The sequence below is a fragment of the Yoonia sp. genome, from assembly GCF_030731595.1.
Lineage (GTDB): Bacteria > Pseudomonadota > Alphaproteobacteria > Rhodobacterales > Rhodobacteraceae > Yoonia.
This window is the reverse complement of sequence record NZ_JANQTS010000047.1, coordinates 1-19,288: the sequence shown is the minus strand read 5'-3', so window position 1 is coordinate 19,288 and position 19,288 is coordinate 1. Positions and strand designations below refer to the sequence as shown.

The window sequence follows — 19,288 nt, the reverse complement described above, 5'->3', positions numbered from 1 at the left end:
TGATCTGAATGTCATTTTTTAAAAAGCTCAAAGACCGGATGTTCAAATCCTCGTCAAAGATTGACGAGGGGCTGGATGCCATCGTGCAGGATGGCGGCGAAGAAGAGACGATCACCGAAGAACTGGTTGCCGCAGCGCCGCCAATCGCCGACCCTCTTCCAGAGCCAGAGCCAGAGCCAGAGCCAGAGCCAGAGCCAGAGCCAGAGCCAGAGCCAGAAGTCTCCGAAGCGGTAGAGCCTGTTGATGAGCCGGCACCCGTAGCCGTAGAGCCTGTGAAATTTGATGTGGATCTCACTGCTCCTCTGGCCGAAGAGCGACAAGCCGCGCCGCAAAAGAAAGGTATTCTGGGTCGCTTGTTTGGCGGGGCCGAGGCAAAGACTGTCGTCAAGCGCACGCTGGATGATGACATGCTGGAGCAGTTGGAAGAACTGCTGATCGCGGCCGATATGGGCGTAGATACAGCCCTGCGCGTCACAGCAAACATGGCCGAAGGGCGCATGGGGCGCAAACTTTCGGTGCATGAAATCAAACAGTTAATGGCCGCCGAGGTGGCACGGATCATGGAACCTGTCGCACGTCCCATGCCGCTTTACGCCAAGACGCCGCAGGTGGTGCTGGTGGTCGGGGTCAACGGGTCCGGCAAGACCACGACAATCGGAAAGCTTGCCAGCCAGTTCCGTGCAGCGGGCAAAAAGGTCGTGATCGCCGCAGGGGATACATTCCGCGCCGCAGCGGTCGAGCAGCTACAGGTCTGGGGCGAACGCGCGGGTGTGCCGGTTTTGACAGCGCCCGAAGGGTCGGACCCCGCGAGCCTTGCCTTTGACGCGATGACCAAGGCGCAGGCGGACGGGGCGGATCTGTTGATGATCGACACCGCAGGGCGGTTGCAAAACCGCGCGGACCTGATGGAGGAACTGGCCAAGATCGTGCGGGTCATTCGCAAGAAAGACCCAGACGCGCCGCATAATACGTTGCTTGTGCTGGATGCAACGACGGGGCAGAACGCGATCCAGCAGGTCAAGGTGTTTCAGGAATTGGCCGATGTCTCTGGCCTTGTCATGACCAAACTGGATGGCACCGCCAAGGGTGGTGTTCTGGTCGCTTTGGCAGACAAGTTCGGCCTGCCGATCCATGCTATCGGTGTTGGCGAACAGATCGACGATCTGGCCCCTTTCGACCCGGAAGAGTTCGCAGCCGCTTTGGTTGGGCTTGATCCATGAGGCGTTTGCTGGCCTGCGCTTGGAACCCGGGGCGCATGTGAACGAACTTGGCGCTTGGCTCGTATCGATTGCCGGCACACCAGAGGGTGCGCGGCTGGCCACGATTCTTGCGCTGGTGTCCGCCTTGGCTCATGCGATCTTTGGTGCGCTGCAAAAGGGGCGGTATGACCCATGGCTGACGCGCGGCGCGATTGATGCATGGCTTTGTCTGTTGTCGGCACCCATTGCCTTGTTTGTGGTGCCATGGCCGGACCTGACCATGGTCTTTATCCTGATGGGCGCGATCGTGGTGCATTTCGCCTATAAGGTCACGATGGCGCTGGCCTATGAGCGGGCGGCCTATACTGTCGTTTATCCGGTCGTGCGCGGGACTGGCCCTTTGGTCACTGTCATTGCCGCATCGCTGTTTTTTTCCGAACATTTCACGCCCATGCAATGGGTTGGCGTGGCCTGCCTGTCGGGTGGGATCTTGCTTCTTGCGGTGCGCAACATATCGGAAGAAGTGCTTGACCCGCGCACGCTCAAGCTTGGGCTGCTCTGGGCTTTGGCGGGTGGTTTTCTTGTGGCGGTCTATACGACCTATGACGCCTATGGCATCCGTCAGGCGCCGGACCCGTTTACTTTTCTGGCGTGGTTTTTCTTTGTGACGGCCTTTGATTTTCCGCTGTTGGCCGCGTGGCGCTTTCGGCGCATGTCGGTGCCACCGATCCTTGGGCCTTTGGTGTGGCGCGGTCTGATCGGGGCCTTGGTCGCTTGGATCAGTTTTGGTGGCGTCTTGATGGCCACGCGTCTGGACAAAGTGGGCGAAGCCGCCGTCCTGCGCGAAACCTCTGTCGTTTTTGCCGCCTTCATCGGGTGGTTTATCTTGGGCGAAAAAGTGGGCCCGCGCCGTCTGTTCCTGATGACATTGGTTGCACTTGGTGCCGTCATCGTGGAAATGGGAGGCTGAGGGAGAAATTCATGGCTGAAAAAACGATCAATCCCATTCTCAAGCAGGTCCTGGAACTGGGTCCGACGCTTGTGTTTTTCTTGATCTATCTGCGGATCCGCGATGAGACTTTTACGATTGCAGGAACCGATTATTCAGGGTTCATCATTTCAGCGCTGATTTTTGTGCCAATCCTCTTGATAGCGATGGGTTTCTTGTGGGCACTGACTGGCAAACTCAGCAGGATGCAGGTCTTTACGGCCTTCATGGTCATCTTTTTCGGAGGGCTTACGGCCTATTTCAACGATGAGCGGTTCTTCAAGATGAAGACCACGATCGTTTACGGGTTCATGGCCAGCATCTTGGGCATCGGGCTTTTGCGCGGGCAAAGTTATCTGCAGTACGTGATGGAAGAACTGATCCCGATGGAAAAGGAAGGGTGGATGATCTTCACCCGGCGCATTTGCTATATGTTTGGTGCCCTTGCTGTCGCGAACGAGCTGATCTGGCGCACCCAATCCACCGACACATGGGTCAAGCTCGAAACCTTCGCCTTTCCCGTCGTCCTGATGGTGTTCATGTTTGTGCAAATCTACGCATTACAAAAATACTTCATCGAGCCGCCCGAGGCCAAAGAAGATTAGGCTGCTGCCTGTTCTAAAGTTGAGCGAAGCCAAAGCCCACGGAACCGCGTCCCCCGTTTTTTCGCCCGTCAGGGCGGTAGCGCAGCGTATCAACCTGATGATCCGTGATCCGGGGCAGGAATGTGATGCCGGTAGATTCGCCTCTTGTCCAACGGATCACTGCGGTGAGCCGGTGAGACAGAAGTTCAAGTTCGATTTTGTCCCCTTGGCGGAGATTGCGAAGCCCTGAAACCCGGGCACCACCATTGTTGACGTCCAAGACTTTGCCGCGTTGCAGGCCTGCCGGTGTGCGCATGTCCACAGGGAACTGCGTCAGATAACGGTGGGGGCGATAATGCATCATAGGGTTCACTCTCAACTGATTGAGGTGATTCCTATCCGACAGTGGCTAACAATTCGTTACGATGGTTTTCCAAACAAGACGGACTGGGCGTTTCCGTCTTTGCGAAAGTCTGCCCGCTTTTCCGCAGCAAGCGCACGGCCCCGTTGCACACCGGGTCTTGCGCTCATGCCTTCCAGCCAGCGCGCCATATGGGGTTTGTCCGCCAGCGTTTGTTGTTGGCCTTCCCAAAGCGATGCCCAACCCCAGATCGCCATATCGGCAATCGAGTAAAAATCCCCCGCCACATAGGCATGCTTTGCCAACTGCCGGTCCAGGACTCCGTATAGCCGCGCGGTCTCGGACCTGTAGCGGTCTTTGGCGTAGGGCAGGTCATTGGGCGGGTCCATGGAAGGTGCATATTTCAGGAAATGATGCGCTTGCCCGGCCATCGGCCCCAGCCCGCCCATCTGCCACATCAGCCATTGGTCAACGGCGATGCGGTCGCGGTCTGTCGCCCCATAGAACTGACCGGTCTTGCGCGCCAAGTATTGCAGGATCGCCCCTGATTCAAAAATCCCGATCGGCGCGCCATCCGGCCCGTCAGGATCAACGATGGCCGGCATCCGGTTGTTGGGCGCGATTTTGAGGAAATCCGGTTTGAACTGATCGCCTGCCCCAATATCCACCAGATGCAGGGTATAGGGCAAACCCATCTCTTCCAAAGCAATCGAGACTTTCCACCCGTTTGGCGTGGGCCAGAAATAGAGATCAATGGGCTGTGGCATCGGACGATCCTCTTGGTTCATTCTTGCACAATCGCAGGCAGCAGGGAAAGGGCAAGCCCTTACACCTCACAGGTGCTTGACCTGAATAGTTGCTGGGCGTATGCCCATCCCCGTGGCGATTTGTTACCGGATTGCGGGCCACGTTAAATATGCTGCTAAAGAGGGTTGCGGGTTTTCAGACCCCGATACCTTTTCCCGGTGTCGGGGTTTTTTGATGCGCGGCAGGCGCGGGGAATGACAATGAAGACGTGGAAGAAACGCACAAAAGCGGTGCACACTGGCATCCGGCGCAGCCAGTATAACGAAGTCAGCGAGGCGATCTTTCTGACGCAAGGCTTCGTCTATGACACGGCCGAGGATGCAGAGGCGCGGTTCATCAAGGCAGGCGAGGATGAATTCATCTATGCCCGCTACGGCAACCCCACCGTCGCGATGTTCGAAGACCGGATTGCGGCTTTGGAAGGGGCCGAGGCGGGCTTTGCCACAGCCTCCGGCATGGCGGCGGTCAACGGTGCCCTGACGTCGATGTTGCGCGCGGGTGATCATGTCGTATCCGCTCGGGCGCTGTTTGGCTCTTGTCTGTATATTCTTGAGGAAATCCTGACCCGCTACGGTGTCGAAGTCACCTTTGTCGATGGGACTGATCTTGCGGCCTGGGAGGCGGCGATCCGTCCCGACACGAAGGTTGTGTTCTTTGAAAGCATCTCGAACCCGACGTTGGAAGTCATTGATATCAGGTCTGTTTCCAGATTGGCCCATGCGGTCGGTGCGACCGTCGTGGTCGACAACGTCTTTGCCACACCCGTCTTTTCCGATGCGATTGCACAGGGCGCGGATGTGGTTGTCTATTCGGCGACGAAACATATCGACGGGCAGGGACGAGCGCTGGGCGGGGTGATCCTCGGCACACGTGACTTTATCCGCGGGACGGTCGAACCCTATATGAAGCACACGGGCGGCTCGATGTCGCCGTTTACGGCCTGGATGATGCTCAAGGGGCTGGAAACCATCGATTTGAGGGTGCGGGCGCAGGCGGCCTCTGCGCTTTATCTGGCATCGCAGCTCGAGGCGGATGGAACGCTCTTCAACGTGATTTACCCGGGTCTGGAAAGCCATCCGCAGCACGCACTCACCGTCGCGCAGATGGCGGCAGGGGGGACTGTTCTGGCGATTGATGCGGGCAGCCAGGCTGGTGCTTTCAAGGTGTTGAATGCGCTAGAGATTTGGACGATTTCCAACAACCTTGGTGACGCGAAATCCATCGGAACGCATCCTGCCACAACCACACACCAGCGCCTGTCCGACGAGACAAAGGCGATGCTTGGTATTACGCCGGGGCTGATCCGGCTGAGCGTCGGCTTGGAAGACCCCGATGATCTGCTGGACGATTTGCGCAGTGCCATTGCGGCACTGTCTTAGGGTGACCTGCGCAGCGAAACGTGGTTAAGCTGCGGGGGTCTAGCTCAACGGGAGGCAGCCGTCATGACTGATCCGCGCGCGGACCTGCGACGTATTTACAAGGATATCATTGGACAATCCGATGCAGCGCCCCATCTAGGGTTATCTAACGCACCGATGGGGGGCAAAGATATGAACATCCATTCACCCGACATGAACCGTGAACCCACGCGGCAAGAAGCCGAAGCAGCCCTTGCGCTCCTGCGCCGATGGGCTGTCGATGTCACGGCAGAAGAGGTCGCAGCACTTGATCCGCTGGTGGCGCGTTTGATTCCCGGTCAGGAAGTATCAAATTACCCGGCTCTGGCGCGCGCCTATCCAGAAGAATTCGAAGTGGACGAAGCCTATAAGGCCACGATGCCGGACCTGCAGAACGGCCCGTCCAGCCTGATCCGTGGTGCGCAGCAGCAAATCCAGCACGTCGGTATTTCCAATTTCCGGCTGCCAATCCGGTTTCATACCCGCGACAATGGTGATCTGACGCTGGAAACCTCGGTCACCGGCACGGTGTCGCTTGAGGCGGAGAAGAAGGGCATCAATATGTCCCGGATCATGCGGACATTCTACAAGCACGCCGAAGAGACCTTTAGCTTTGAAGTGATCGAGCAGGCGCTGGATGCCTACAAATCCGACCTTGAAAGCTTTGACGCGCGCATCCAGATGCGGTTCAGCTTTCCAATGAAGGTGCAAAGCCTGCGGTCGGGTCTGTCGGGCTATCAGTACTATGATATCGCGCTGGAACTGGTTGAAAGCGCAGGGGTGCGCAAAAAAATCGTGCATCTGGACTATGTCTATTCCTCGACCTGCCCCTGTTCGCTGGAATTGTCCGAGCACGCGCGCCAGTTCCGTGGGCAGTTGGCCACGCCGCATTCGCAACGCTCTGTGGCGCGGATCTCGGTCTTGCTCGAAGGCGGCGGCGATGTGTTGTGGTTCGAAGACCTGATCGACCGTGCGCGCGCAGCAGTCCCGACCGAAACGCAGGTGATGGTCAAGCGCGAGGACGAGCAGGCCTTTGCAGAGCTGAACGCGGCAAATCCGATCTTTGTGGAAGACGCAGCAAGGCTTTTTACAGAGCAATTGCAACTGGATACGCGGATTTCCGATTTCCGTGTGATCGCCAGCCACCAGGAAAGCCTGCACAGCCATGATGCTGTCTCTGTGCTGACAGAAGGCCCGACATTCGCAGCAGAGAGCCTTGATCCCCGTCTTTTTGCATCACTGTTCCACGTCGGCTAAGGCGGCAGACTTTTCAAAAGTCTGCCCAAAATCCTTACAACCTAGTCCGGGCAATTCCTCGGTGAGGGATTGCCTTATGCCATCTCCGGCACGCGGGTCGCACTGGCATAGCAGCCCAAAACCATGTCCCAACCCCTCAGATAGCTGGTGCTGACCGCATCAGCTGTCTTACCCAGAATATCGAAGCCGCCGTGCGTCAGATCGCAGCGGGTCCCCTCTGGCGTTTCGGAAAAAGTGACGGTGACAACGGTTGCCTCTTGGGCGGTCCGACCCGGGTGCCATGTGAAAGCCAAATACGCCCCGGGCTCATAGGCAATCAGTGTCCCCCAGACAATGCGCTCGCCGTCCTCGCCGATTTCAAGGATGTCTTCACCCTTGTGCTTTGGGAATGTCAGCCGCGCTTTCGGGCCGCTTATGGAATGCGTGGCTTTTGGCCACCATGTGTCGATGTTCTGGGTAAACAGGGCAAAGGCTTCTGCCGGGGTCAGTGGCACTGTCAGAGATTTTTCAATCGGGTCAATCATCTTTGTTTTCCTTTGCTTTTTCAGTTGCTGCCCGGGCGAAAGCGGCCAGCGCATCGTCCCAAAGCGTATCAAGATATCGGCGCAATGCATCAACGCCTTCGGGGGCAATGGCATAAAGCCTACGGTTGCCCTCGGGTGTCACCGTCAACAGCCCAGCATCGGAAAGAACCCGCAGGTGTTGGCTGACCGCCGGGCGGCTGATGTCCATGCCCTTGGCGATGGCACCCACAGGCAAGGGCCCCGAACGGAGACGGTCAATAATGACCCGGCGGGTCGGGTCGGCAAGGGCTGCAATTGCATCTAGGTAAGTCATGACTTACGGTAAGTCATTGCTTACGATTCGTCAAACCTGTCGTGCGCCCTTGAAGCCCCTGACTGCCAAGACTAAGACTCTGTCAGGATATTTGAACTAGGACCAACCCGTCCAACAGTGAGGCACTTATATATGCAAGACCCCGTCGAGACCTACATGAACCTTGTCCCAATGGTTGTTGAACAGACAGCACGGGGTGAACGCGCCTATGACATCTTCTCGCGTCTGCTCAAAGAGCGGATCATTTTCGTCAACGGCCCTGTGCACGACGGGATGAGCCAGTTGGTCGTCGCGCAACTGCTGCACCTCGAATCCGAGAATCCGAAAAAAGAAATCAGCATGTACATCAACAGCCCCGGTGGCGTGGTGACATCCGGTCTGTCGATCTATGACACGATGCAATACATCCGGCCCAAGGTGAGTACGCTGGTGATCGGGCAGGCGGCATCGATGGGCTCGCTCTTGCTGACTGCGGGTCACGAAGGCATGCGGTTCTCGTTGCCCAACAGCCGCGTGATGGTACACCAGCCATCTGGTGGCTATCAGGGGCAGGCGACGGACATCATGATCCACGCCGCCGAGACGCAAAAACTCAAGACGCGTTTGAACGAGATTTACGTCAAGCACACCGGCAACACGCTCAAGAAAGTCGAAGCCGCGCTGGAGCGCGACAACTTCATGTCGCCCGAAGAGGCGAAAGAATGGGGCCTGATCGACGAGATCGTCGCGAACCGGACCAAAGCCGAAGACTAAGACATTCTGAATGCGATCTGACAGCAAACGCGGCCCCCCGGGTCGCGTTTGTGTGTTTTTTGTCCCGCTTTGATGAAAGATGTGGCCCAAATTATCGCTTTGTTCAGGACAAAGTGTCCATGGTCATTTTGACATTGTGGACCTTGGCGGGCTGTCCTAGTGTATTCGAAAGAGCAGCCCGAATTATGTTTGAGCGGCCAGTGGGCCAAGAGGTTTGAGATGGCGAATACAAGCGGCACCGACAGCAAGAACACGCTTTACTGCAGTTTCTGCGGCAAAAGCCAGCACGAGGTGCGCAAACTGATCGCCGGGCCGACTGTGTTCATTTGCGACGAATGTGTCGAACTGTGCATGGATATCATTCGCGAAGAAACCAAGACAGCAGGGCTCAAGTCCGGCGACGGTGTGCCGGCACCCGCTGAAATTTGTGCCGTACTGGATGACTATGTGATCGGCCAAGTTCATGCCAAGCGCGTGCTCTCGGTGGCTGTGCACAACCACTACAAACGCCTGAATCATGCGGAAAAATCCGACATTGAATTGGCGAAATCGAATATCATGCTGATCGGCCCGACCGGTTGCGGCAAAACTTTGCTGGCGCAGACTTTGGCGCGCATTCTGGATGTGCCGTTCACAATGGCTGATGCGACCACATTGACCGAAGCGGGCTATGTTGGCGAAGATGTCGAGAATATCATTCTCAAACTGCTGCAATCCTCCGAATATAACGTCGAACGCGCGCAGCGCGGCATCGTCTATATCGACGAGGTCGACAAGATCACGCGCAAGTCCGACAACCCTTCGATCACGCGCGATGTCTCGGGCGAGGGCGTGCAGCAAGCGCTGTTGAAGATCATGGAAGGCACCGTCGCATCGGTGCCGCCGCAGGGTGGGCGCAAGCATCCGCAGCAGGAATTCCTGCAAGTGGATACAACGAATATCCTGTTCATCTGTGGCGGCGCTTTTGCGGGTCTGGACAAGATTATCTCGCAGCGCGGCAAGGGTTCTGCGATGGGCTTCGGTGCAGACGTCCGTGACAAAGAAGACCGTGGCGTCGGCGAAATTTTCGCCGATCTGGAGCCGGAGGATCTGCTCAAGTTCGGGCTGATCCCGGAATTCGTGGGGCGTTTGCCCGTTATTGCGACGCTGACCGATCTGGACGAAGACGCGCTGATCACCATTCTGACCCAGCCAAAGAATGCTTTGGTCAAGCAGTACCAGCGCCTGTTCGAGCTTGAAAATACCAAGCTCACCTTTACCGAAGACGCCTTGGCCGCCATTGCAAAGCGCGCGATCGAACGCAAGACAGGGGCGCGCGGGCTGCGGTCCATCATGGAAGACATCCTGCTGGATACCATGTTTGACCTGCCCAGCATGGATACCGTGACCGAGGTCGTCGTCAACGAAGAGGCGGTCACATCCGATGTGGCCCCGCTGATGATCCACGACGAGGGCCGCAAAAAAGGGTCCGCGACGGCGAGCTAGGCCGTGACCGTGCGTCGGATCAGCACCGGATCACCCTTTGAGGCACAGATCGGCTATAGCCGTGCCGTCGTGGCCGATGGGTGGGTCTTTGTGGCGGGTACGACCGGCTATGATTACGCCAGCATGACGATGCCGGACAGCATCGAGGACCAGTGTCGCAATACACTGGCCACAATTGACAAAGCCTTGCAAGAGGCGGGCAGCGGGCTCGATCATGTTGTGCGGGTGAACTACATCGTCCCCGACAAGGCCGATTGGCCCAAATGCTGGCCCATCACGTCGCAAGCTTTTGCCAAGGCGATGCCGGCAGCGACGATGATCTGCGCCGCGCTTCAAAATCCCGAAATGAAGATCGAGATCGAAGTGACTGCGCGGGTCCCCGCCTGATCCACACTGGACCTTTGCGCCCCTTTGGTGCATGGATAGGCAACGCAATCGGAGACGTGACATGGGCCTTGGTCATAACATCAAACGCATCTTTACATGGTGGGACGGGCAGTCTTTTGGCACGCAGCTTTGGACCAGCCGGAATGGCACAAAGGTGGGCGAAGATGGCGAAGGCAATGTGTTTTACCGCAACAAAGACGACAGCCGCCGCTGGGTGATCTACAATGGCGAGAACGAAGCCTCGCGCGTCGCACCCGAATGGCATGGCTGGTTGCACCATACATGGGATGATCTGCCAACCGATGGTGCGATCCGGCATAAAGCATGGGAAAAACCCCATCAGGAAAACCTGACCGGGACCGCCGCTGCCTATGCCCCTGCGGGGTCGATCCGCCGCTCAGCACCAGCCAATCGGTCCGACTATGAGGCTTGGACACCGGAGTAGGGCCCATCATGCGGTTACTTTTTGCGTCTTTGATGATTTGTTGTTCCGGACTTTTTGCACCGGTTCGGGCGCAGGAGATCGTCGTAACCCCCTTGGATCAAGTACCGCAAGACGAGCTGATCGGCGAATTGATCATCACCCCGCACGAGCCGCGGGCAGAGGACTATCTGACAACCTCGCGTGAAGCGGTCAGGATCGCGGTCACAACAGGACTTGGCGGTGAATTGCGGGTGCTCGACAAACTGACAGGGGCCGTCACGGACCTGAGCCTCTCACAGGGGCAGACCGTGACATTGGGCTTTTTGTCCGTGACACTCAATGAATGCCGCTATCCCGTCGACAACCCTTCAGGAGATGCTTTTGCAGAGCTTTCGGTCGTCGAAACCAGACAGAATGTACCGCTTTTTTCGGGTTGGATGCTTGCATCGGCACCCGCGCTGAACGCGATGGATCATCCGCGGTACGATGTCTGGGCGTTGCGCTGTATCACATCCTGAGCGGCAGGAACCGGCCCTGCGCCATCAAATGATGCCTTGGCGACCAAGGCCTCTGCCAAGATTGCCCGATAGTGACTGCGCTTTATTTCCACAGCACCAAGGCTGGCCAGATGGGGCGTGATGAACTGCGTATCAAAAAGCTGAAAACCACCACAGCGCAGCCGATCCACAAGATAAGCCAGCGCCACCTTTGACGCATCGGTTGCGCGGCTGAACATGCTTTCCCCAAAGAATGCCGCCCCGATGACCACGCCATAAACGCCACCGACCAAGGCCCCGTCCTCCCATACTTCGACCGAATGGGCATAGCCCTGCGCGAACAAGGTGCAATAGAGGTCGAAAATCGTGTCGTTGATCCAGGTCTCTTCCCGATCAGCGCAACCCGTCACCACTGCCGCGAAGGCATGGTCAACAGTCACCTGAAAATGACCGCGGCGCATAGTACGGGCAAGCCTGCGTGAAATCCGGAAGCGATCCAGCGGAAAAACACCCCGCAGCCGCGGATCAACCCAGAACACTTCCGGATTGTCGCGCCCCTCTGACATGGGAAAGATCCCCGCCTGATACGCCTGCAAAAGCAGCTCAGGCGTGAGGAGGGGGCCGCTGTCTTTCACGGGGGTCAGGTCAGGTTGTCTTCAAGCCAATGTTCCAGCCAGTGAATGTTGTATTCACCGGTTTGAACGGCTTTCTCGGCCAAGAGTGCATGAAACAATGGTATCGTGGTATCAACACCGTCCACGATCAACTCTCCCAAGGCGCGTTCCAGCCGCGCCAGAGCCTCTGGGCGGTCGCGCCCATGCACGATCAGCTTGCCAATCAGACTGTCGTAATAGGGCGGGATGCGATAGCCGTCATAGAGCGCTGAATCCATCCGTACACCCAAACCGCCGGGGGCATGATACTGGGTGATGGTACCCGGGCAAGGCGCGAAATTGGGCAGCTTTTCCGCGTTGATCCGCACCTCGATGGCATGGCCGTTGATCTTGAGGTCGTCCTGGGTAAAGGACATGGGCAAGCCAGAGGCCACGCGCAATTGTTCGCGTACCAGATCGACACCGAAAATCGCTTCGGTGACCGGATGCTCTACCTGCAGGCGCGTGTTCATCTCGATAAAATAGAACTCGTCGTTTTCGAACAGAAACTCGATGGTCCCCGCGCCGATATAGTTGATCTTGGCGACAGCATCCGCGCAGACCTTGCCGATGCGCGCGCGCAATTCCGGCGTGATGCAGGGGCCGGGGGCCTCTTCGAATACCTTCTGGTGGCGACGCTGCAAGGAACAATCCCGCTCGCCCAGATGGACCGCGTTGCCTTTGCCATCACCAAAAACCTGAATTTCAATGTGGCGCGGCGTGGTCAGATACTTCTCGATATAGACTTCGTCGTTGCCAAAGGCGGCTTTGCCCTCGGCACGGGCGGAAAGGAATGCTTTTTCCATGTCGGCTGCGGTTTGCGCCACCTTCATGCCGCGCCCGCCGCCACCTGCCGTTGCTTTGATGATGACGGGATAGCCGACCTCTTCGCCAATGCGTTTTGCATCGGCCAAGGTTGGCACGCCGCCGTCAGAGCCGGGCACGCAAGGCACGCCCAGTGCCTTCATCGTATCTTTGGCGGTGATCTTGTCGCCCATGATGCGGATGTGTTCCGCTGTGGGGCCGATGAATGTCAGGTCATGGTCTTCGACCGCCTGCACAAAAGCGGCGTTCTCTGACAGAAATCCATAGCCTGGGTGGATCGCCTGCGCGCCTGTGATTTCACAGGCCGAGATAATCGCAGGGAATGACAGATAGCTTTGCGCCGAGGCCGGCGGGCCGATGCAAATCGCCTCGTCCGCCATGCGCACATGCATGGCATCGGAATCGGCGGTGGAATGCACGGCCACGGATTTGACGCCCATTTCGCGGCACGCGCGCACCACTCGAAGAGCGATCTCGCCACGGTTTGCGATGAGAATTTTATCGAACATGGGTCAGCCCTTATTCGATAATCACAAGGGGCGCGCCGAATTCGACAGGACCGCCATCTTCGACAAGGATCCTTTTGATCGTTCCTGCACGGGTTGCCGGAATATGGTTCATCGTTTTCATAGCTTCGATGATCAGCAGTGTGTCGCCCTCTTTGACGGTTGCGCCGACGCTGACGAAGGGCGCCGCTCCGGGCTCTGCGGCCATATAAACAGTGCCCACCATCGGTGAGGTAACAGCACCCGGATGGCTTGCAGGATCTGCGCTTGCGGATGGTGCTGCTGCCGCGGGCGCGGGCGCGCTTGCTGGCGCGGCGGCCAGTGCTGCCGCTGGTGCTGCGGCCTGCACAATCGTCTGTGTCTGGCGGCTGACGCGGACGTTCAGGCTGTCATTCTCGCCATAGTCACGTTTGACCTGAAGTTCCGTTAAATCGTTTGCACGCAGAAGTTCCGCCAATGCCTGAATAAAGCTGACGTCGCTTTCGTGAGAGGTTTTGTTGCCCATGTTTTCCTCGGCCGGTTGCCCATATTTTTGCCGCCTTCGCGACGTTACGTCACAAAGCATTACAAGGCTTATAGGGCAAGCGTGCAGAGGTGGAAAGCGCGCGTAGGCCGAAAATCGTTTAGTCCTGTCCTGTGTCCCGATCTTTTGCAAAGAGCGTCGCGTCAGACAGGGGGGGCATCGCTGTCATGTCGTCCTCTGGCGCGAAGGGCAGCATTGGCACATCATAGGGGCGCAGCGTGCGTTCGGGTGGCGCGATTTCCGAAGGGTTTTCGGGAAAGTCCGACCCAGACAAGCGCGCGCTGACCACCTGTGCAACAAAAGGTTTGTTGCTTGGCAAAGTGGCAGGATCGTCTGTCATTTCGATTGCTTGTACTTGGGTTGTGACCGCACGCGGTAGCACGGGTCCCGTCTGCAAGGCCGCGGCGGGTGGGGGCAAGTTGAGAGATGTATCCATTTGAAGCTCCGAAAAAAAACGAACCTGTCTGTCAGACAGATTCGCTGTTTCGGGTTATCAAATGCTTAATCACGCCCAGAGGAATGCAGCGGATTTTACATAATGACCGGACTATCTAGATCGCGAGGTACTGCGCCCGCAATTTCTCGTTTTCCAGCACTTCCGCAGCAGAGCCATCAAACACGACTTTGCCGATATCAAGGATGACGGCACGGTCGGCCAGTTTGAGCGCCGCAACCGCGTTTTGTTCCACGATAACGGTGGTGATGCCCTGATCGCGGATAACGCCAAGGGTCTTGGCAATTTCCTGCACGATCACGGGCGCAAGCCCTTCATAGGGTTCATCAAGCAAAAGCACCTTGATGTCACGGGCCAAGGCGCGCGCGATGGACAACATCTGCTGTTCACCACCGGACAGCGTGACGCCTTCCTGCTTGCGCCGTTCGCCAAGGCGCGGAAAAAGGTCGTAGATGCGTTCAAGTGACCAGCCCTTTGGCGGTGCGATCTGCGCAAGTTGAAGGTTTTCCTCGACCGTCAGGCCCGGAATGATACGGCGATCCTCGGGCACAAGGCTGATGCCTGCTGCTGCCGCTTGATGGCTTTTCATCTCGTGCAAAGGCTGATGGTCCAGCCATATCTCGCCATGGGTCAGCGTGGGATTATCGAGGCGGGCAATCGTGCGCAACGTCGAGGTCTTGCCCGCACCGTTGCGGCCCAAAAGCGCAAGGATTTCGCCCTCATGAATATTGAAGCTGATATTCTGAACGATGTAACTTTCGCCGTAATAGGCCTCGATTTCCCAGACGCTCAGAAAGGCGGGATGTGTCGCTGCGTTATTTGCGTTTTTGTTAAATGGTGCGTTCATGGTTGTCTCCGGGGTGACAGACTTTCACAGAAAGCCTGTGGGCAATTTTGTGCCATAAATTGGCGGCTAGACCTGCGCCTCGCCGAGATAGGCTTCGCGGACCTTTGGATGCCCTTTGATGTTTTCAGGAATATCTTCCACCAAAGGCATACCCTGCGCCAGAACAGTGATCCGTTCCGCCAGCGAAAAGACCACATTCATGTCATGCTCGATGATTGCCATCGTGATATTGCGCTTTTCGCGGATCTCCTTGAGCAGGGCAATTGTGTTTTGCGTATCCGCACGTGCCATCCCCGCCGTCGGTTCATCCAGCAGCAAAAGCTTGGGATCCTGCACCAGACACATGGCCATTTCCAACCGGCGCTTGTCACCGCGCGACAGGCTGGAGGCGGTCATATGGCGTTTTTCAAGCATATTGACGTCCGACAGAATGCCCTCGGCCTGTTCCTGAATCCCTTTTTCCGCAAAGATGCTTTCGATCGCATGCATCCGGAAAGGGCCATCGCGCTTTGCAAAGCAAGGGATCATCACGTTTTCGAAGACCGTCAGATCACCGAAGATCTCGGGCGTTTGAAACACCCGGCTGATCCCCATCTGGTTAATCTCGTGCGGCTTGCGCCCCAGCACGGACTGGCCGTCAAACATGACCGAACCGCTGTCCGGGATCAGCTTGCCGATCAGCACGTTCAGCAAGGTTGATTTGCCTGCGCCGTTCGGGCCGATGATTGCATGCGTTGTGTTCTCGGCCACGCTCAGGTTCACGTTCCCGAGCGCTTGTAGACCTCCGAACCGCTTGTTGATGCCTTTGACTTCAAGAATACCCATCGGTCTGTTTCCTTATTCGGCCGGTTCAGTGGCGTTTGGTTTGGCAGCGTCCGCCGACTTGCGCCGTTGGAAGAGCCCTGCGATTTTCTGTCCACCTTGGACCAGACCACCTGGCAGGAAGATGACGACCAGCATGAACATGATGCCCAGTGTCAGATGCCAGCCTTTGCCGATGAACGGATACACCATCGCAACCACGAAATCTTCGAGCCCATCGGGCAAAAAGGCAAACCAGCTGTGCAGGATCGTCTCGTTGATCTTGGAGATGATGTTTTCAAAGTATTTGATGAAGCCGGCCCCAAGCACCGGACCCAGCAGGGTGCCTGCGCCGCCAAGGATCACCATGATCACGATCTCGCCGGATGCCGTCCAGAACATGCGCTCTGGTCCGACCTGGGTATCCATCGCCACCATAAGACCACCCGCCAGACCAGCATACATGCCGGAAATCACGAAGGCCGCAAGCGTGTATGGCTTCGGAGAAAGACCTGCGTAATTCATCCGCTGCTGGTTGGATTTCACAGCACGCAGCATCATGCCAAAAGGCGAGCGGAAAATCCGGATGGCCAGATAGAAGGCGCCAAGCATGACAATGGCTGCAATGTAATACCCCAGATTGAAGGTAAATTCCCAGCCGCCCAGTTGGAGTTGGACACTATTGCTCATCTCGAAGCCGAACAGATTGGCCCGCCCGATCTGGCCTGCTTCCAGTGCGCGATCAAGCAGAGGCGTATCATGCGCCTTGATCTGCAAACCGGTTTCGCCCCCCGTGATCGGGGTCAGCACTGAATAAGCCAAAGAGTAGGACATCTGCGCAAAGGCAAGCGTCAGGATCGAGAAATAGATCCCCGAGCGCCGCAAAGAGATGTAACCCACGATCAGCGCGAAAGCGCCAGCAACGATCACGGCCAGAATGATGGCCGGAATGATGTTCATGGTGACCAGCTTCATGCTCCAGATGGCCGCATAGGACCCTACACCCAGAAACGCGGCGTGACCGAACGACAGATACCCCGTCAGGCCGAACAGGATGTTGAACCCGATCGCCAGAATTCCAAAGATCACGAACCGCTGCATCAGGTCCGGGTAGCCCGCGTTGAACTGCGCCATTGCAGAGCCTTCTGGGAAGGGGTTCAGAAGGAACGGTGCAAACATCGCCATAGTGGCAACAAGCAGCAAAAGCCTGGCGTCTTTTTTCTCTAGTCCGAACATCGGATTAATCCTCCATGACGCCCTTGCGGCCCATCAAGCCCCGTGGACGGGTCAGCAGAATGATGATGGCGACAAGGTAGATAATGATTTGGTTGATGCCCGGCAGGGTCTGCACGACCCAAGGCATTGAAGCGAAACTCTCAAGGATACCCAGAAGGAAGCCCGCAGCGACAGCACCCGGAAGAGATCCCATACCGCCGACAACGACCACGACAAAGCTGAGCACCAGGAAGTCCATTCCCATGTGATAGTTCGGCGCGACAATGGGCGCATACATGACCCCCGCCATACCAGCCACCGCAGCCGCCAGTCCGAACATGAGCGTAAACCTGCGGTCAATATCGATACCGAGCAAACCGACTGTTTCGCGGTCGGCCATACCGGCCCGAACGACCATCCCGAAGGTGGTAAACTGAAGGAAGGCAAATACGGCGCAGATCACGATCACGGAGAAGACAAAATAAACCATCCGCCAGTAGGGGTACATGATCGACAACGGATCGAAACCCAGCCAGACGCCGAAATCAAGGCTGCCGGTAAAGGCGGGCGGGGCAGGGGTCTGGATCGGGTTTGCGCCAAAGAAGTACTTGATGATCTCTTGCAGCACGATGGCAAGGCCAAAGGTCACCAGGATCTGGTCCGCATGTGGACGCTTGTAGAAGTGCTTGATCAGTCCGCGCTCCATGATGAAGCCGATCGTGATCATGATCGGGATCGAAAACAGGATCGCAAGCGGCACCGACCACTGGATGATCGTATCACCGGTTTCCTGCCCTAACCATTCGTAGATATAGGGCACATCCACTTTCATTGGATTGCCCAAAAAGTCAGTGCGTGTTTCGTCGATGACCTCGTGGCTCAAGGACAACAGGCGCGACAGGATCACCGCGCAGAACGAGCCCAGCATGAACAATGCCCCATGGGCAAAGTTGACGACACCCAGTGTCCCAAAAATGAGGGTAAGACCCAGCGCAATCAGCGCATAGGCAGAGCCTTTGTCCAACCCGTTTAGAATCTGAACGATAATCTGGTCCATGGATCAGGTGCCTCGCATGGTAGAAATGTTTGGGGGAATGCCGCAGTCAGGACGCGGCATTAAGGGGTGGGCGCGCGCTATGGAAGCAGCGCGCGCCTCTGGCAACCTTTTAGGCGCCGTTGTTGCAAGTACCCAGCGAGCCGCCAGCGAACTGTGGGTGCTCTGGATCGTATGTCACTTGATCGGCAGGAGTGACCTCTACGATTTCAACCAGGTCGAACTCGTTCTCTGGGTTCTCCTTGCCGCGCACAACGACAACGTCCTTGAAGCACTGGTGATCTGCGCCACGGTACAGTGTTGGACCGTTGCCCATCCCGTCGAACTCGAAATCCTTGAGCGCTTCGCCGACGGCGCATGGTGCAAAGCTGCCAGCACGTGTCACGGCATCTGCATAAAGCAGTGTCTGCACATAGCATGTGTGGGCGGCCTGTGATGGTGGGAAGCCGTACTTTGTACCGAAGGACTGAACGAAAGCGTTGGTGCCGGAGTAGCGTGAACCAAGCTGGTTCTCGAGTTTCCAGTCCCAGTTCTGCGAACCAAGGATGCCGCCGATGTTGTCACCCGCACCGCGCGCCATCAGCTCGGAGTAGAGTGGAACAACGATTTCGAACTGCTTGCCGTTGGCCTGAGCCTGACGCAGACCGAACTGGACAGCGTTTGTCAAAGAGTTGACCATGTTCCCGCCGTAGTGGTTCAGAACAAGGACATCAGCGCCAGAGTTCAGAACAGGCGCGATGTAGGACGAGAAGTCAGTCTGTGTCAGTGGTGTAAGCACTGTGTTGACGGTTTCCCAACCCATGGCTTCTGTCGAAGACCGGATCGCTTCTTCTGTGGTGTAACCCCAGTTATAGTCTGCGGTCAGGTGATAGGCCTTACGGTCGGTGCCGTACTGGGCTGCAAGGATCGGTGCAAGCGCTGCACCGGACATGTAGGAGTTGAAGAAGTGGCGGAAGCCGTTTGCCTTCTTGTCCTTGCCGGTTGTGTCGTTTGCGTGTGTCAGACCGGCCATGAAGATAATGCCGACTTCCTGACACAGGGCCTGTACAGCCACAGCAGTACCGGAGGACGAACCGCCGGTGATCATGATGGCGCCGTCTTTCTGGATCATCGACTGTGCTGTCGCGCGTGCAACGTCAGATTTCGTCTGATCGTCACCGGTGACATACTTTACTTCGCGGCCGAGGATACCGGTACCGTCAAGCGCTTTGGACGAGAAGGTGTTCAGCATACCGCCGTCGCCCTGACCGTTCAGGTGCTCTACGGCAAGTTCCAGTGCGCGCAGTTCGTCAGCACCTTCGTCAGCGTAGGGGCCGGAAAGTGGAACGCAAAAACCCAGCGTGACTTCGCTGGCGCCCGGCGCATTGGTAAAACCGGATTCTTGTGCGCGCAAATATGTCGGCAATGTGAGGCCAGCACCGGCAGCCATACCAG

At 57.1% G+C, this 19,288-nt stretch carries 23 protein-coding genes and 1 riboswitch; of the genes, 10 read left to right on the top strand and 13 right to left on the bottom strand.

Translation table 11 applies throughout. The features are described from left to right. Positions 1–8 precede the first annotated feature (8 nt). Genes ftsY through NWQ23_RS04745 form a run of 3 tightly spaced genes read left to right on the top strand, consistent with a single transcriptional unit; the run spans position 9 to position 2,792 of the window. A complete protein-coding gene (ftsY, locus tag NWQ23_RS04755; protein WP_306165100.1) occupies positions 9–1,220 on the top strand; it encodes a signal recognition particle-docking protein FtsY in 1,212 nt (403 codons plus the stop codon). 37 nt (positions 1,221–1,257) lie between these two features. Then, positions 1,258–2,169: a DMT family transporter gene (locus NWQ23_RS04750; RefSeq protein ID WP_306165104.1), complete on the top strand. Its 912-nt coding sequence runs from the start codon at positions 1,258–1,260 to the stop codon at positions 2,167–2,169. Positions 2,170–2,180: 11 nt separating this feature from the next. Then, on the top strand, positions 2,181–2,792 hold the full coding sequence (locus NWQ23_RS04745; protein ID WP_306165099.1) for an inner membrane-spanning protein YciB: 612 nt from the start codon (positions 2,181–2,183) through the stop codon (positions 2,790–2,792). A 13-nt stretch (positions 2,793–2,805) separates the two neighbouring features. Here NWQ23_RS04745 and NWQ23_RS16650 read toward each other — a convergent pair whose 3' ends face one another. Further along, complete coding sequence (locus NWQ23_RS16650; protein ID WP_372340108.1) at positions 2,806–3,132, bottom strand: PilZ domain-containing protein; 327 nt, start codon at positions 3,130–3,132, stop codon at positions 2,806–2,808. A gap of 59 nt (positions 3,133–3,191) precedes the next feature. Beyond that, positions 3,192–3,899 carry a glutathione S-transferase N-terminal domain-containing protein gene (locus NWQ23_RS04740; protein WP_306165098.1) on the bottom strand — a complete coding sequence of 236 codons (708 nt, stop codon included), beginning with the start codon at positions 3,897–3,899 and terminating at the stop codon, positions 3,192–3,194. 102 nt (positions 3,900–4,001) lie between these two features. After that, positions 4,002–4,079, top strand: a riboswitch (SAM riboswitch). Positions 4,080–4,139: 60 nt separating this feature from the next. Here NWQ23_RS04740 and metZ point away from each other — a divergent pair. Next, positions 4,140–5,318 (top strand): O-succinylhomoserine sulfhydrylase, encoded by a 1,179-nt coding sequence (metZ, locus tag NWQ23_RS04735; protein WP_306165103.1) that lies wholly within the window; start codon positions 4,140–4,142, stop codon positions 5,316–5,318. Positions 5,319–5,489: 171 nt separating this feature from the next. Beyond that, on the top strand, positions 5,490–6,593 hold the full coding sequence (folE2, locus tag NWQ23_RS04730) for a GTP cyclohydrolase FolE2 (RefSeq protein ID WP_306165102.1): 1,104 nt from the start codon (positions 5,490–5,492) through the stop codon (positions 6,591–6,593). A gap of 74 nt (positions 6,594–6,667) precedes the next feature. Here the strand turns inward: folE2 and NWQ23_RS04725 are convergent, their stop codons facing one another. Both NWQ23_RS04725 and NWQ23_RS04720 read right to left on the bottom strand, forming a co-directional pair. Beyond that, positions 6,668–7,117 (bottom strand): SRPBCC family protein, encoded by a 450-nt coding sequence (locus tag NWQ23_RS04725; RefSeq protein WP_306165097.1) that lies wholly within the window; start codon positions 7,115–7,117, stop codon positions 6,668–6,670. Beyond that, positions 7,110–7,430 (bottom strand): helix-turn-helix transcriptional regulator, encoded by a 321-nt coding sequence (locus tag NWQ23_RS04720; RefSeq protein WP_306165096.1) that lies wholly within the window; start codon positions 7,428–7,430, stop codon positions 7,110–7,112. Before NWQ23_RS04720 ends, NWQ23_RS04725 begins: the two co-directional genes overlap by 8 nt. Before the next feature lie 132 nt (positions 7,431–7,562). On the opposite strand from NWQ23_RS04720, the gene NWQ23_RS04715 reads away from it, so the two are divergent. The 5 genes from NWQ23_RS04715 to NWQ23_RS04695 all read left to right on the top strand — a co-directional run bounded on the left by NWQ23_RS04715 (position 7,563) and on the right by NWQ23_RS04695 (position 10,997). Then, positions 7,563–8,183, top strand: a complete 621-nt coding sequence (locus NWQ23_RS04715; protein WP_306165095.1) for an ATP-dependent Clp protease proteolytic subunit — start codon at positions 7,563–7,565, stop codon at positions 8,181–8,183. Positions 8,184–8,402: 219 nt separating this feature from the next. Beyond that, a complete protein-coding gene (gene clpX, locus NWQ23_RS04710; protein WP_306165094.1) occupies positions 8,403–9,668 on the top strand; it encodes an ATP-dependent Clp protease ATP-binding subunit ClpX in 1,266 nt (421 codons plus the stop codon). A 9-nt stretch (positions 9,669–9,677) separates the two neighbouring features. After that, positions 9,678–10,055: a RidA family protein gene (locus NWQ23_RS04705; protein ID WP_306165101.1), complete on the top strand. Its 378-nt coding sequence runs from the start codon at positions 9,678–9,680 to the stop codon at positions 10,053–10,055. A gap of 61 nt (positions 10,056–10,116) precedes the next feature. After that, the gene (locus NWQ23_RS04700; protein WP_306165093.1) at positions 10,117–10,500 is read left to right on the top strand and encodes an NADH:ubiquinone oxidoreductase subunit NDUFA12; all 384 of its coding nucleotides are present in this window, start codon (positions 10,117–10,119) and stop codon (positions 10,498–10,500) included. 8 nt (positions 10,501–10,508) lie between these two features. Further along, a complete protein-coding gene (locus NWQ23_RS04695) occupies positions 10,509–10,997 on the top strand; it encodes a DUF2155 domain-containing protein (RefSeq protein WP_306165092.1) in 489 nt (162 codons plus the stop codon). Here NWQ23_RS04695 and aat read toward each other — a convergent pair. The 9 genes from aat to NWQ23_RS04650 all read right to left on the bottom strand — a co-directional run. Beyond that, the gene (gene aat / locus NWQ23_RS04690) at positions 10,952–11,611 is read right to left on the bottom strand and encodes a leucyl/phenylalanyl-tRNA--protein transferase (protein WP_306165091.1); all 660 of its coding nucleotides are present in this window, start codon (positions 11,609–11,611) and stop codon (positions 10,952–10,954) included. The genes NWQ23_RS04695 and aat overlap by 46 nt on opposite strands. Before the next feature lie 5 nt (positions 11,612–11,616). Continuing rightward, complete coding sequence (accC, locus tag NWQ23_RS04685) at positions 11,617–12,963, bottom strand: acetyl-CoA carboxylase biotin carboxylase subunit (RefSeq protein WP_306165090.1); 1,347 nt, start codon at positions 12,961–12,963, stop codon at positions 11,617–11,619. A gap of 10 nt (positions 12,964–12,973) precedes the next feature. Further along, positions 12,974–13,465 (bottom strand): acetyl-CoA carboxylase biotin carboxyl carrier protein, encoded by a 492-nt coding sequence (gene accB, locus NWQ23_RS04680; protein ID WP_306165089.1) that lies wholly within the window; start codon positions 13,463–13,465, stop codon positions 12,974–12,976. 118 nt (positions 13,466–13,583) lie between these two features. Further along, on the bottom strand, positions 13,584–13,919 hold the full coding sequence (locus NWQ23_RS04675; protein WP_306165088.1) for a hypothetical protein: 336 nt from the start codon (positions 13,917–13,919) through the stop codon (positions 13,584–13,586). A 115-nt stretch (positions 13,920–14,034) separates the two neighbouring features. Then, a complete protein-coding gene (locus NWQ23_RS04670; protein WP_306165087.1) occupies positions 14,035–14,784 on the bottom strand; it encodes an ABC transporter ATP-binding protein in 750 nt (249 codons plus the stop codon). A 66-nt stretch (positions 14,785–14,850) separates the two neighbouring features. Next, positions 14,851–15,609, bottom strand: a complete 759-nt coding sequence (locus tag NWQ23_RS04665) for an ABC transporter ATP-binding protein (RefSeq protein WP_306165086.1) — start codon at positions 15,607–15,609, stop codon at positions 14,851–14,853. Positions 15,610–15,621: 12 nt separating this feature from the next. After that, on the bottom strand, positions 15,622–16,821 hold the full coding sequence (locus NWQ23_RS04660; protein WP_306165085.1) for a branched-chain amino acid ABC transporter permease: 1,200 nt from the start codon (positions 16,819–16,821) through the stop codon (positions 15,622–15,624). 4 nt (positions 16,822–16,825) lie between these two features. Continuing rightward, positions 16,826–17,857 (bottom strand): branched-chain amino acid ABC transporter permease, encoded by a 1,032-nt coding sequence (locus NWQ23_RS04655; RefSeq protein ID WP_306165084.1) that lies wholly within the window; start codon positions 17,855–17,857, stop codon positions 16,826–16,828. Between the two features lie 109 nt (positions 17,858–17,966). Continuing rightward, positions 17,967–19,288: substrate-binding protein (locus tag NWQ23_RS04650; RefSeq protein WP_306165083.1), on the bottom strand; the 1,322-nt coding region annotated here is incomplete at its 5' end.